General features: G+C 33.6%; 14 protein-coding genes and 1 pseudogene. 5 read left to right on the top strand and 10 right to left on the bottom strand.

Annotated elements, in window-relative coordinates; translation table 11 throughout:
- Positions 1-229 precede the first annotated feature (229 nt).
- The 3 genes from ACHZDT_RS02965 to ACHZDT_RS02975 all read right to left on the bottom strand — a co-directional run bounded on the left by ACHZDT_RS02965 (position 230) and on the right by ACHZDT_RS02975 (position 3,762).
- On the bottom strand, positions 230-664 hold the full coding sequence (locus ACHZDT_RS02965) for an META domain-containing protein (RefSeq protein ID WP_394773175.1): 435 nt from the start codon (positions 662-664) through the stop codon (positions 230-232).
- 592 nt (positions 665-1,256) lie between these two features.
- Complete coding sequence (locus tag ACHZDT_RS02970) at positions 1,257-2,831, bottom strand: Na+/H+ antiporter (protein WP_394773176.1); 1,575 nt, start codon at positions 2,829-2,831, stop codon at positions 1,257-1,259.
- A gap of 34 nt (positions 2,832-2,865) precedes the next feature.
- On the bottom strand, positions 2,866-3,762 hold the full coding sequence (locus ACHZDT_RS02975) for a helix-turn-helix domain-containing protein (RefSeq protein ID WP_394773202.1): 897 nt from the start codon (positions 3,760-3,762) through the stop codon (positions 2,866-2,868).
- A gap of 207 nt (positions 3,763-3,969) precedes the next feature.
- On the opposite strand from ACHZDT_RS02975, the gene ACHZDT_RS02980 reads away from it, so the two are divergent.
- Both ACHZDT_RS02980 and ACHZDT_RS02985 read left to right on the top strand, forming a co-directional pair.
- On the top strand, positions 3,970-4,353 hold the full coding sequence (locus ACHZDT_RS02980) for a nuclear transport factor 2 family protein (RefSeq protein ID WP_394773177.1): 384 nt from the start codon (positions 3,970-3,972) through the stop codon (positions 4,351-4,353).
- A 46-nt stretch (positions 4,354-4,399) separates the two neighbouring features.
- Positions 4,400-5,239 (top strand): SDR family oxidoreductase, encoded by an 840-nt coding sequence (locus ACHZDT_RS02985; protein WP_394773178.1) that lies wholly within the window; start codon positions 4,400-4,402, stop codon positions 5,237-5,239.
- A 379-nt stretch (positions 5,240-5,618) separates the two neighbouring features.
- Here the strand turns inward: ACHZDT_RS02985 and ACHZDT_RS02990 are convergent, their stop codons facing one another.
- Both ACHZDT_RS02990 and ACHZDT_RS02995 read right to left on the bottom strand, forming a co-directional pair.
- Positions 5,619-6,986, bottom strand: coding sequence for a glycoside hydrolase family 130 protein (locus tag ACHZDT_RS02990; RefSeq protein WP_394773179.1), 1,368 nt, complete (start codon positions 6,984-6,986; stop codon positions 5,619-5,621).
- 366 nt (positions 6,987-7,352) lie between these two features.
- Entirely contained in the window at positions 7,353-7,898 is a 546-nt protein-coding gene (locus tag ACHZDT_RS02995; protein ID WP_394773180.1) for a GNAT family N-acetyltransferase, read from the bottom strand.
- Between the two features lie 363 nt (positions 7,899-8,261).
- On the opposite strand from ACHZDT_RS02995, the gene ACHZDT_RS03000 reads away from it, so the two are divergent.
- The gene (locus ACHZDT_RS03000) at positions 8,262-8,510 is read left to right on the top strand and encodes a hypothetical protein (RefSeq protein WP_394773181.1); all 249 of its coding nucleotides are present in this window, start codon (positions 8,262-8,264) and stop codon (positions 8,508-8,510) included.
- Between the two features lie 145 nt (positions 8,511-8,655).
- Here ACHZDT_RS03000 and ACHZDT_RS03005 read toward each other — a convergent pair whose 3' ends face one another.
- A complete protein-coding gene (locus ACHZDT_RS03005; protein ID WP_394773182.1) occupies positions 8,656-9,426 on the bottom strand; it encodes an SDR family oxidoreductase in 771 nt (256 codons plus the stop codon).
- 33 nt (positions 9,427-9,459) lie between these two features.
- Entirely contained in the window at positions 9,460-10,215 is a 756-nt protein-coding gene (locus ACHZDT_RS03010; protein WP_394773183.1) for an SDR family NAD(P)-dependent oxidoreductase, read from the bottom strand.
- Between the two features lie 102 nt (positions 10,216-10,317).
- On the opposite strand from ACHZDT_RS03010, the gene ACHZDT_RS03015 reads away from it, so the two are divergent.
- Positions 10,318-10,671 (top strand): winged helix-turn-helix transcriptional regulator, encoded by a 354-nt coding sequence (locus tag ACHZDT_RS03015; protein ID WP_394773184.1) that lies wholly within the window; start codon positions 10,318-10,320, stop codon positions 10,669-10,671.
- 92 nt (positions 10,672-10,763) lie between these two features.
- Here the strand turns inward: ACHZDT_RS03015 and map are convergent.
- The 3 genes and pseudogenes from map to ACHZDT_RS03030 form a co-directional block, all read right to left on the bottom strand.
- Positions 10,764-11,527 (bottom strand): annotated as a pseudogene (map, locus tag ACHZDT_RS03020) (type I methionyl aminopeptidase).
- Positions 11,528-11,696: 169 nt separating this feature from the next.
- Positions 11,697-12,059, bottom strand: a complete 363-nt coding sequence (locus ACHZDT_RS03025; protein WP_394773185.1) for a nuclear transport factor 2 family protein — start codon at positions 12,057-12,059, stop codon at positions 11,697-11,699.
- A gap of 125 nt (positions 12,060-12,184) precedes the next feature.
- Positions 12,185-13,162 carry an alpha/beta fold hydrolase gene (locus tag ACHZDT_RS03030; RefSeq protein ID WP_394773186.1) on the bottom strand — a complete coding sequence of 326 codons (978 nt, stop codon included), beginning with the start codon at positions 13,160-13,162 and terminating at the stop codon, positions 12,185-12,187.
- A gap of 89 nt (positions 13,163-13,251) precedes the next feature.
- On the opposite strand from ACHZDT_RS03030, the gene ACHZDT_RS03035 reads away from it, so the two are divergent.
- Complete coding sequence (locus ACHZDT_RS03035; protein WP_394773187.1) at positions 13,252-14,115, top strand: LysR family transcriptional regulator; 864 nt, start codon at positions 13,252-13,254, stop codon at positions 14,113-14,115.
- Positions 14,116-14,243: the final 128 nt, after the last annotated feature.

Genomic DNA, 14,243 nt, shown 5'->3' on the forward strand with positions numbered 1-14,243 from the left:
CTGTGACTTTCTTTTCCATACAATTAGACTTTAATACTAATATATGTAAATCAATTTAACTCTTCCGAACACTTATGTTTTTGAAACCTGTCGGGTTTGACGCTGTAATTTTTATAGATGTAAATTATTCGTATATGGATATTGACAAAGTAAACCCGACAGGTTTTTATCCCGAGGCTTCGGGACTGTCGGGTTTGATGTTGTAACTTTTATAGATGTAGATTCAGTTTTATTTAGTCACTTTTTTGAATCGCATCATTGGGATTCCTTTTGCGATTAAATTAAGTTTTCCGTCTTTATCGATAGAATAACTGTCGGTTTTTTTAATTGTTTGTAGAAATGTTTGTTCTCCACCACCTTCGCAAAACATCATTGTAGTTGGACCTTGTTCGCCAAATGTCAACGAATTTCCTTTTAGGGTAAATGGGGCGCTGTAACCGTTGCAGCCTGCGTTTCCGAATACCTGATTATTGTTTTTATCGAATTTGATAAATGGTTTTTTGTCCGGATATAAACCTTCAAAAGCAATACGCGGACCAGAAATATATTCTAATTCCCAAGATGTAGTGTAGAGATCATCAGTTTTTGTCGTGTCTTTCATAGTGTTGCATGAATTAAAAGATAGTGCCAAAACAGAAACAAATAGTACGATGTAATTTTTCATAAAATAAGATTTTAGAACATAAATTTAAAGATTTTTAATAGATTCTGACTTATAAATCCGACTTATTTTAGTTGTTGTTTTAAAAATAAGGTCGGTTAAAAAGCAATTTTATCTAATATGAAATGTGTTTCTAAAATCATACCATACTTTATAAAAGCTGAAATTCATCATAATAACTTCACATTAGATAAATAATAATTAACAAACTTCGACTTAAAATCCTGATTCTCATTTAAATGAAAATCAGGATTTTTGTTATTTAAAAATGTAAGAAAAATTAAAATTATTTATGAAATTGTCGAAATTATTTAAAAAAAGCTTTTTTCAAGTTTAAAAACATCTTCAAAATCCTATAAATACCAGGTTTTTTTGTTTCTGTGGAATTGCGTATTCTCAGACTCAGGATGATATTGACAAAATCAGATCAGCCTCAAATATTGCAGAACTGGAATCTTTAAGCGCAAGTTACAAAGCCAATGCTCAAAAAATCAAGAGCTATTGCTCTTGCACGGACTAATGGCTGGAGTATGACAAACTGCTTAAAGAACACGGAAAGTATGAAAGCAAACTGAACCTTTAACTGAAACCAATTTTAGATATATCTTAATTTTTCTTCTTCAATATCTAAATAATGCATTTGTCGCCTGATAAGGGATTCGTCTAAAGTTTTATCTTCATGGTTTCTATTAATTAACCACGCTCTTTGTTTGTTTAATAAATCGAGGTAAATACCTTTTAAATCTTTGCTAATAGATTCATTATCAATTTCATTAGTATGTTGTTCCCACTTTATAATTAATTGCTGTAACGAAGTATTATTTTCGACATGGTCGTTATAATTCGTTTTGATATAATCTAAAGCATATTCGGCTAATTCTTTACGTAATTGATTGTAAGCTTCTTCGCGTGGTAAAACATCATCGTCAATTTTAAAATTAATTTTTTTGATAAAATAAGGCAGCGTTAATCCCTGAATTACTAGGGTTAAAAGAATGACGACAAAAGTGATAAACAAGATCAGGTTTCGTTGCGGGAAACCGTTTCCGTTGTTTAAATAAACAGGTATTGATAATGCTGCGGCCAATGATACAACGCCTCGCATTCCCGTCCAACCTAATATAAACGGAGTTTTTAAACCAGGATTTCTACTATCAGCAACGGTGATAAAATTACGGGCAACAAGCGTAACAATTACCGCTCCATAAGATGATAATATCCTGCTGACGATTAAAACAAATGTAATTAAAACGCCGTAACCTATTGCGGTTGCGATACTTACTTCTTCAAGACCTTTTGTAATTTGTGGTAAATCTAACCCAATGAGCATAAAAACCAATCCGTTTAATATAAAACAGAAACTTTCCCAGACATTTATTCCCTGCAAACGCGATTTACTGCTCAAAAAACGATGTCGGTTATTGGATAAAAGCAATCCGCCACAAACCACCGCTAAAACTCCGGAACTATGCGCTTCTTCAGCAGCAAGATAGATAATATAAGGCGTAAGCAAGGACAAAACAATATCAACATTAGCATCTGTAGGCAAATATTTATGTGCTTTCATAAAAAGCCAGCCTATTAATAAACCAATTGCAACTCCGCCAAAAATCATCCAGCTAAAACTCATTGCAGCTTTATAGAATATAAATTGTTCTGTTGCGACGGCAATCATTGCAAATCTAAAAATAATTAAAGATGATGCGTCATTCAGCAAACTTTCGCCTTCTAAAATCGACGAAATTGTTTTGGGAACTTTGACAAATTTCAGGATTGCTCCGGCACTTACAGCATCTGGCGGAGAAACGATTCCGCCCAATAAAAAACCCAATGCCAATGAAAACCCCGGGAAAAAATAATTTGAAACTAATGCAACGGAAAGTGCCGATACAAATACGACTACAAAGGCAAAACTGGTAATAATACGTCGCCAGCGCCACATTTCTTTCCATGAAACCGTCCATGCTGCTTCGTATAATAATGGTGGCAGAAAAATAAAAAATATAAGATCCGGTTCGATTTTTATAAGAGGTACGCCCGGAATAAAACTGATCACTAATCCCGCCAATACCAACAGAATAGGATAAGCTATTTTTATTTTATTGGCGAGCATTATCAGCAATAAAATAATTACTAACAGACCCAGATAAAAAGGAAAATTGTTGAACATTTGTTTTGGTTAAGGTTTTTTGGGTTATGATTTTTTAATTTAAACTTCTGTATTCTATTGGTGTAAAACCGGTATTTTTTTTAAACATTCTATTAAAATGCTGCGGGTATTTAAATCCAAGTTCAAATGCTATTTGACTGATTGATTTATTGGTATCAAAAATGCGTTCTTTTGCTAAGTTAATTAATTTTAACTGAATGTGTTCCTGTGCCGATTTCCCTGTTTCTTTTTTGATTAAATCTCCAAAATAATTCGGAGACAAATGCAAAAGACCGGCAAAATAACTAACGGATGGCAAACCTGAATCCTGCGCAGTTTCTGATTGAAAATACTCATTCAATAGGTTTTCAAATTTGGATAAAACATCGGTATTAACATTCTCACGCGTTATAAATTGCCTGTCATAAAACCGAACACAATAGTTTAAAAGCAATTCAATATTATTAGTTATGATACTTTTACTGTGTTTATCGATCGACTGACTTAATTCATATTCTAATTTACTAAATAAATCACGAATAATCTGCTGTTCCTTTAAAGATAAATGAAGAGCTTCATGAGTTTCATAGGAAAAAAAGGAATATTGGCTGATTTGTTTTCCTAAAGAAGTTCCTTTTATAAGATCAGGATGAAAAAGTAAAGCCAGACCTGTAGGCAAATAATCATCTTCGTTATTGATTTCGATAACTTGTCCGGGAGCAAAAAACACCATTGTTCCGTCGTCATAATCATAATTATTGCGTCCGTATTTTAATTCGCCACATTTTCCGGCTTTCAGGAAGATTGCGTATAAACCAAAATGAATTTTACTGTTATTGGGTAATGATTTTGTGCTTGAATTATCAAAAACACTTATTAAAGGATGCAATGTTTCAACACCTTTTAAATCATTGTATTGAGATATTTTTTCGACTTTTATAAGGTGTTCCATCATTGGATTCTTTAAATTTATAGTACAAATATAGTATGGAGATTTGGAGTTGGTTAACTCAAATGATTAAATCAGTAATAATGGTAATAATTGCAGTAATATGTATCATTGAAAGCATTTGATATTGGAGGAAATTTGTACTGTCATAAGTTTTGATAAAAAGTTCAAGTATAAAAATTCACTTATTAAGAAAAACCGCAAATTGTCATGGAAACGGATAAAATGAATAGCAATGAATTGGAAGTTTTTGCGATAACGCGTCAATTAACAAATTTGATGATTGACAGGAATATATTTGAACTAAACAAAATTTTAGATCCGCATTTCACGCTCACGCATATTACGGGATATGTGCAGTCAAAAGCCGAATGGTTATCAGAAATTGAAAGTGAACGAATGAAATATTACGGTTATGAAGAGCTTAAAACTTCGGTAAAAATGGAAGGTAATAAAGGAACATTTGTTGGTCAGAATATTTTAGATGCCCGAATTTATGGAACTAGGAATAAGTGGCGTTTACAGCAAAAAATACAATTTGAAAAACGAAATGAAAAGTGGATTATACTGCAATCTGTAGCGACCACATTTTAAAAAATATTGAAATTAGTTTTAGAAACAGACTTTAAAAATAATACATATGAAAAATAATTCGGTTATTGTAGTTATTGGCGCAGGATCTATTGGTCAGGCAATTGCAAGACGAGTAGGAGCGGGAATGCATATTATTCTGGCTGATTTACATGAGGAAAATAGTGATGTGGCGGCAAAAGTTTTATCAGATGCAGGTTTCAAAGTAAGTACCGCAATTGTAGATATTTCGTCAAGAGAATCTGTTCAGGCGCTTGTTGCAAAAGCTCAGGAAATTGGCGGAATTACAGGTTTAATTCACGCTGCGGGAGTTTCACCTTCGCAGGCATCGCCATCGACAATATTCAAGGTAGATTTATATGGAACTGCTTTAGTATTAGAAGAATTTGGAAACGTGATCGAAAACGGAGGTTCAGGTGTGGTAATCGCTTCACAATCAGGTCACAGATTACCATCATTAACTCCGGAACAAGATAAAGCATTGGCAACAACACCAGCTGAAGAACTTTTAGCACTTCCGTTTTTGCAATCTGATGCCGTTGATAGTTCGTTGAATGCGTACCAATTATCAAAAAGAGGAAATTCACTCAGAGTAAAAGCAGAAGCTGTACGCTGGGGGAAACGCGGTGCCAGAATCAATACCATTAGTCCGGGAATTATTATTACACCGCTTGCAAATGATGAATTAAACGGACCAAGAGGTGATGGTTATCGCAAAATGATTGAAATTTCACCGGTTGGAAGAGCCGGAAATCCTGACGAAGTGGGAGTTTTAGCCGCTTTATTAATGGGACGCGACGGTGCATTTATTACAGGAAGTGATTTTCTGATGGATGGCGGTGTAACATCTGCTTATTGGTATGGCGATCTGGCTCCAAAATCTGAATAAATCATTTAAATTAGAAAATTTCTTCAAATTATGTTATTTGGTTTTCGCGCACGATAATTTTAAACCTTTCAAGTTGTCGTCTATGGCGTACAACATGAACAATTACTAAAAAAGATTGTCACTTTCATAGGGGACAACTTTATGATATTGAATAAATTACAGAACGTTCTAATTAAGTGTTTGGCTTAAGGTAATGTATGTCAGGCGGAGCTGAATTGCCTCCAGCTTTAGCTGGAGTTTATAAAAAATCAATGTGAATGGCTTTAGCCAAAAAAACGAGATTTGGCTAAAGCTTCTGATTTTTTCACCATTAAATCTAAAATTGCTCTTCTATCAATATAAAACTATTTTAATAAGCAGAAGCTGGATTTTGGTATTTCTATTTGCTTCTTTTTAAAGCACTTAATAATTCTACCATATCTACTACGGCATAAGTTGACGAATAATCTGATACTGCATAAGGTAATATTAAACTGTTGTTGTGAATAATTGCGCCGCAGGAATATACAACATTAGGCACATAACCTTCGCGTTCATCTTCAAGCGGAGAAAGCAACGGTTCGCTCAATCGCCCAATTTCCTTAGACGGATCATCGAGATCAAATAATGAAGCACCAATGCAATAACGTCTCATTGTTCCAACTCCGTGAGTAATAACCAGCCATCCTTCTGCGGTCCATAGTGGGGAACCGCAATTTCCTATTTGCGTTAATTCCCACGTATAACGCGGTTCCTGGAGCAAAATTGGATTATTCCATTGTGTAACCCTGTCAGAATACATGATATAATTGTTGACACCATCGATTCGGGCAAGCATGGCGTATTTTCCTTTTATTTTTCGGGGAAACAAAGCCAGGTTTTTATTTTGAGCGCCATGACCATGCAAAGGCATAACTCTAAAGGTATAAAAATCCTCGGTAGAAATCAATTTTGGTAAAATCGTGTGTCCGTTATAAGCCGTATATGTCGCCATTACACGGTTAGAATCGTCATCATCAACAAAGCGAACAAAACGCGCATCTTCGATTCCACGGCTTTCAGAGTCAGATATTGGGAATATAACGCGTTCTGTAATATCAGAATCATGCTTGAATTCCAGATCATAAAATGATTTTGCCAACCAAAGTATTTCGTTTAATGCCGTTCTTCTTTCTTCCCGAATTGCCGGATCGCTTAAACCTGTATTTACAATATTTTTTAGAACAGCATATTCAAATTCATCCGGTAAATCCTGCATGATTTGCGTGATGTATTTGTCCTGAGTATGCATTTCAGACAATTTTAGTAAAAAACGCTCTTTGTTAAAAAAGGTTTTATGCATGATTTCGGCCTTATCAATATGATGGCCAATTTTCATGATTTGAAGATTATTGTCTTTGTCAAGAATTCCACGTCTAAAAACAATTGACGAGATATGACCTTCACCCGTTGCTCTAAAAGAAATAATAACACGTTTTTCGCCCAGTTCCAAACCAGACTGATCAAAATCTTCTACGATCGACGGATTAAAAATTGCGGCAGATTCTATCGCGTATTCCATTGTGCAATAAGAACCTATAAGCATTTTTCGGTTAAGTGAAATCGCTTCATAATCAATTTGCATACCTTCAATTATATCTCTGATTTTTTCACAATGTGTAAAAAAAATGGCCGAAATATTTCGGTGACGCCTGGCAAACTCACGTAATGTTTGTTCTAAGGTTTCTAATACTTGTTTTTCATCAAGTAACATTATGCGTAGGACCATTTGTTGGGTTCGTTCATCGCCATTTACAAAAAATCGGGCAACAACTCTTTTGGAATCGGGGGTAAATTTTATATTTTTTCTGATGACTGATACTCGCATAATAAGTCTGTTTTTTTTTAATGTTAGAAAAATTAGTTCAGATTACTGCTTGTTTTTTATTCAAAAATTACAGTATTATACCTGATTTATACCATATTATATATTAACTGATATATTTATATAGAGACAAGTTAGTAATTTTGTTATCTAAAAAAAACTTTATTTTTAAAACTTTTACCGGAAATTTACTTTTCAATATACTTAAATGCTAAAGTTTGTAAACCAATGCAATATTTAATTTGTCGCTGTAATTATTAGCGTTATTTATTAATTTTTATTGTTTCTTAAAGTGTAGCTTACTGAATTTATAACATTTTCATGAGTATTGTTATATTTTTTGTCCTCAAATTCAAAATTCATTTTTTTCAGGATTGCTATAGAATTATTATTATCAGATGAAGGAAAAGCGGTAATTATTTTTGCTTTCATTTCATCAAAAGCATATGCTGTTACTTTTTGTATTGCTTCGCTCATTATTCCTTTTCCCTGAAATTCAGACAACATTTCATAGCCAATTTCTACAATATTATTTTCACGATCAAAATTCCATAAACAGATCGAACCTATTAGATCATTATTTTCCTGAAATCGGATAATCCAATAGATACATTCGTTTTTCTCTATTAGATTTTGCATCTTAATGATATATACTTTTGCCTTTTCTAAACTTGCTGAATTTTCTCTTCCCACAAATTTGTTTACAACAGGATCAGAATGGAGTTTGTAAATTAAATCAGCATCAGTATTTTCAACGTTTCTTAAAACTAATCGTTCGGTTTTTAATACAGGAAAATTCCTAAAATTTACTACCATTTTCTAAAATTATTTAATTGATTTTATAAACGATTAATTTTTTTTACTGTACTATTTTATTTGCAAATGCATTAATTAGTTTAATTGTGAAAAGATTATTTGAGCGATTATAAATGATATAATCTGTTTTTTAACTACTAATCGAATTAATTTTAAAATTAAGTAATTAATTTGGAAAAATTACATAATAATTTCAAAGGCAGAAGTTTTATTAAAACTGAAATTTTAACATAAAGTATAATTTTAACGTAGTAAAATGTTGATAAGTAGTTGTTTAAGTTGAAAGAATTACTTGTATGTTCAGCAAATTAATATTTATATTTGGTAACAGATAAATGTATATTAATTTAAAATTTATTTACAATGGAAAAAGCTATAAAACTAAAAGTTCGGAAGGAATTAAGTGGTCAGGAACAGCAAAATATAATTAAATTAAAAGGAAGTTTAATTTCTAAAGGGTATACAGAAATAATACATATTCTGGATCAGGATGATGATTTTCATATCAATTCTTTTGAAACCGCGCCGGAATCAAAAAATGAAGTTCAGGAATTTATTGCGGCATTTATTACCAGAGAAAACCTGACAGATACCATCACGCTTTTTAGATAGCTTATTTTTCCCCTTACAAATAGTTATAATTTTTGTGCATCGAATTCACCATAAATCGCAAAATACAAAACCTCCAAAATCAAATGACTTTGGAGGTTTTTTATTTTTGAAGAAATTCTTATTTAGAATACATCTGATACTTAATTTATTTCATCAAACTAATATTTGTCAAACCACCATCCGAAAGGATTTCTGTACCTACGATAAAAGACGAATCATCTGAGGCTAAAAATACAGCGGCGTTCCCAATATCAGATGGAAGACCTTGTCTGCCAACAGGTGTAATATCAACCCACATTTGTTTAACCTGTTCCAAGTGTTCCTCAGGAACAAGTTTTCCGAAAACAGGCGTATCAATAGAACCCGGCGAAAGTGTATTTACACGTATTTTTCTTGGCAATAAATCCAGAGACAATCCTTTTGCCAATGATATTACAGCGGCTTTTGCTGCTCCGTAAATAGCCATTCCCGGCGCGGCGCGATGCGCAGCGCTTGAACCAATAAGGATTATAGAAGCACCGTCATTTAAATACGGAAGCGCTTTTTGTACGGTGAAATAGACACTTTTTAAATTCAGATCCATATAACCGTCATAAGTTGCTTCGGTAACAACATCTATAGTTCCCATAGGCACGCCGTCTACAACACCGCCGGCATTCACGACCAATACATCAATATTACCAAATTTTTCAGCCGTTTGCTTGAAGATATTTTCTAAATCATTACTATTGGTAACATCACCTTTAATACTGATGAAATTTGTTCCTAAAGCTTCGACAGCACTATTTAATGTAGTTTCATTTCGTCCTGTTATAGTTCCGGATGCTCCTTCGTTTTTGAATGCTTCTGCAATTCCAAATCCTATTCCGCTGTTACCGCCAGTAATTACGGCTACTTTATTTTTTAATTTGCTCATTTTTTGTTCTTTTTAAATTTAAATCCAATAAAATTATACACCATAAATTCCACCAGAAACCGAAATTTTTTCTCCGGTAATCCACGCTGCATCATCAGAGGCAAGAAATACGGCAACTTTTGCAATATCATCTGGCTGACCGGTACGACCAAGTGGAGTAGTGGCAATTAATTTTGTTTCAAAATCACTTCCAATAAAACCTGCACTACGTGAACCTTCGGTTTCAACAACACCTGGCAAAATTGAATTTATACGAATATTTTTCCCGCTGAATTCCTTAGATAAGGCAATTGTAATTGCGTCTAAAGCTGCTTTGGTCGCAGAATATATTGATCCCGTTGGCAGCGGACTTTTACTTGCCTCAGAACTGATGTTGATAATGTTTCCGCCATTTTCACCAAATGATTTTAATGATGCCTGAATAGCAAGGAGCGATCCCAAAACATTTGTATTGAATTGATTGTGAAATGATGCGATTGTAAATTCTTCAATTGCCTGATATTGATAAATTCCTGCATTGTTTACCAAAATATCTAATGTGCCAAATGCTTTTTTTGTTTCTTCAAAAAGTCTTGTCACATCTGCTTCGTTTGAAACATCTGCCTGAACCGCAATTGCAGTTCCTCCGTTTTCTGTTATGGATTTTACTACTTTATCAGCATCTTCTTTGCTTGATGCGTAATTCACCACCACTTTTGCACCTGCGTTTGCGAAGTGTTTGGCGATCGCAGCTCCAATTCCTTTTGAGGCTCCTGTAACTATTGCCACTTTGTTTTTTAATTTGCTCATTTTTTATATTTTTAATTATGATGCAAATCTAAAACAGTTTAATTTATTTTAGTAACTTTGTAACTAAAAGTAACAGTAACCTTGAGGTAACAAAGTAACATTATGGAATGTAATACAATTGAAAAAGAACAGCACAAAAAGGAGATGATGGCTATTCAGGATTCTATGGATGTATTGAGCGGGAAATGGAAAATCTCGATTATAACATCGGTTTGTTTGTATAATAAAAGAAGATTTTCGGACATTTTGAATGATGTTTCAGGGATTTCAAACAAAATGCTGAGCAAGGAATTGAAGGAACTTGAAATCAATAAATTAATCAAACGAACGGTTCTTGACACGCAACCTATTACGGTTCGATATGAACTTACGGAACATGGTAAAACATTGCAAACGATAATCAACAATCTGACGGCTTGGGGAATCGAACATCGTAAAAAAATTATAGAATCGTAATTTTTATAAAAGCCATAAAAAATAAATTCCCTCAAAATCAATCGATTTTAAGGGAATTTGTATGTAGAAAATGTAGCTTTTATAGCGCTTATTTAATTCCAGATTTCGTTCATTGCTGTCAAAATAATAGGTTGACCATCGGTTACAACAATTGTATGTTCATGTTGTGCCATAAACCGCCTTTGTTTCCTACCATTGTCCAGCCATCCTGTAAAGTTTCGGCAATTGTAGATGTTGTTGCAATAAATGTTTCAATTGCAACTACAGAATTTTTCTTGAAACGTGTAAGATTGAATTTATCTCTATAATTGGCAATTTCATGCGGTGCTTCATGAAGACTTCTTCCAATGCCGTGTCCGGTTAAGTTTTTAATGACTTTGTAACCTCTTTTTTTAGCTTCGGTTTCCATTAAAAATCCAATGTCCGAAATTCTAACGCCGCCTTTTATATTATAAATTGCTTTTTGTAAAATTTCTTTTGAAGCCTGAATAAGTTTTTGATGCTGGTTTACATCTGTACCAATTACAAATGAACCGCCATTATCTGAAAAAAAGCCATCAAGTTCTGCTGAAACATCAATATTGATTAAATCACCTTCTTTAAGAATTCTTTTATCAGATGGGATTCCGTGGCAAAATTCATTATTTACGCTAATACAAGTCCATCCGGGGAAACCATAAGTTACATATGGAGCTGATTTTGCGCCTAAATCGTTCAGAATTTTTCCGCCAAAATCGTCTAATTGTTTTGTTGTCATACCCGCCTGGGCATAATTTCTCATTTCTTTTAAAGTATAGGCAACAGCTTCGCTCGCCTTTTTCATTCCTGTTAATTCTGACTCTGTTGTTATTGACATGTCTCTTTTCTTTAATTAAAGTTGTAGTTTTTTTTAGCCTGACCGCTAAATAACTTCCCACAGCCTGTTGCCGGAATTTAGCAACGAAGAAGTATTTGAGTGACGAAACAAAGTTATTAAAAAGAATCTCTAAGGCAATTTTATGGTATGTTTAATTTAAAAAATGGGATTAATCGTTATCAACCAATTCAATATCCATAGTTTTTATTAATCCGTCCTGAAAAGTGTAAACATGTTTTACCAATCCGTCAAATACTAAACCGCCTTGTAAATCCTTTACATTTTGTTTGACTTTCACTTCCAGACTTCCGTTTTCTCTTTCATGAAAACCAACCGGCTCAACCTTTGGGTTAATTTCAGTCCATTGTCTTGTCCAATATTTCATGATTTCGTTATGTCCGATAATGTAACCGCCTTCCCAGGCTTTCGACCATTGTACATCCGGCTGCATTGTTGAAAGTGCGTTGTCAATGTTTCTTTCGTTAAAAGCGGTGTATGCTTTTTTGATTAAGTCTTCGAATTGATTTGCCATTTTGTGGTTTTAGATTAGTTTAAATCACTATTGAATTTGTCTTTAAGCTAATATAGTAAAAATTTCTACTACAAAATAATAGCGGCTTTATGGACCGCTATCGAAAATTATCACATTAAATCTACTTATTTTGGCAATTTGGAAAGAAACTCCAGAATATCAGCCCCAATTTTATTACAATGCGTTTCAAGGGCAAAATGTCCTGTTTTATAAAATTTTACAGTAGCATTTGGATTATCACGTTTGTAAGCTTCGGCACCAGCAGGAAGAAAATAAGGATCCTGATTTCCCCAAACTGCCAGCATCATAGGTTTTTTATCTCTAAAATAAGCCTGAAATTTAGGATATAACGCAACATTTGTTCTGTAATCTTTTAAAAGATCAAGCTGGATTTCTATATTTCCCGGACGATCCAGAAAGTGTTGGTCTAATGTATAAGTTTCCGGCGCAATTAGAGAAGGATCAGAAACACCTTGATGGTATTGAAACCACGTAGATTCTTTAGATACAAATTCTTTTAGCGAATCTCTGTTGGCTTTTGAAGGATCTTTCCAGTATTTCTGGATTGGATTCCAGCCAGTGCTTAAACCTTCTTCATAAGCATTTCCGTTTTGGGATATTATTCCCGTAATTTTTTCAGGATTTGCAAGTGCAAGTCTATAACCCGTTGGCGCACCATAATCAAAAACATAAAGAGCAAAACGTTTAAGACCAAGCTGATCGATAAACCCCTGCATGGTCTTAGCTAAATTATCAAAAGTATAGTCAAATTTAAGATGATCCGGCGCATCTGAGAATCCAAAACCCGGAAGATCCGGCGCAATAACATGATACTTTTTACTTAAAATGGGAATTAGATTTCTATACATATGAGATGAAGTAGGATATCCGTGCAATAACAATATTACTGGTGCATTTTCAGGACCTGCTTCACGATAGAATATTTTGAGTCCGTTGACTTGCAAATTGTTATAATGTTTTGTCTCCATTTGAGATTTTTCATTTTTATCAGATGTGGCACTTTTTACCTGTGCATTTGCAGATAATGAAGGCAACGCCACTATGCTTAATAGTACCGCTGCCGATTTAATTATATTTTTCATAGTATCAATTGTTTAAAACAAATTTACTCTCTATATTTGATAATTGAAAACGATATATTGTGATGTAATTAATCACTAATTGTGATACTATGAATAGTAATGATCTTAAAATATTTGAAGCTGCCGCCGAACTTGGAAGTTTCACAAAAGCCGCCGAAGCAACTTTTACAGTACAATCGAATGTTACGGCACGCATAAAAAGTCTTGAAGAGGAATTTGGCGCCGAACTTTTTAGGAGAGTTTCCCGCAAAGTTGTCCTTACCGAAGCTGGAGAAACCCTGCTGCAATATGCCAAAAAAATAAGCCATTTGATGGATGATGCAAAAAGCGATATCCAGAATGTAGATAAAGTAGGAGGAACGATTAAAATAGGATGTATTGAAACTACAATGGCGCTCAAAGTACCTGAAATCATAAAAAGTTTTGGCGAATTTTATCCTGCGGTTGAACTGGATTTTTTTTCGGCTGTATTGCCCACTTTAATTCGTGATGTACTTGATTATAAACTTGATGCAGCTTTTGTAGCGGCACCAATTAATATTCCGGGACTTGAACAGCTTATTGTACGCAATGAACAATTAGTTATAGTTACAGCGGGTAATGTAACAAGACTTACAGAAATATTAAAACAAGATCCTTTAAAAATTGTGGTATTTGGACAAGGATGTTTTTTTAGGGCAAGGCTTGAAACATGGCTGGGATCAAAAGGAATATTACGTTACAAGAGTACAACACTCAATTCTATAGAAGGAATTATAAATTTTGTTGAAGCCGGATTAGGCATTAGCATACTTCCTGAAGAAGTGGTGAACCTTTATTATAGCAGTAGAAACATTAAAACTTTTCCTGTAAGTAAGGAACTTGCTACGATGACGACATTATTAATTTATAGAAATGACGAGCTTCCATCTAAAGCATTAAAGGCGTTTTTAGATGAATATAGAGAGAAATAAAAAATTAATTTAATTTTAACACACTGGAGGTGTGAATTTTATAAAAATAAAACATAATTTTGCAACATCAAAAAACACATTTCGGATTTCTAAGAATTTAATTACCACTTATTTACTTTATATCATTT

The organism is Flavobacterium sp. (assembly GCF_043722275.1).
Lineage (GTDB): Bacteria > Bacteroidota > Bacteroidia > Flavobacteriales > Flavobacteriaceae > Flavobacterium.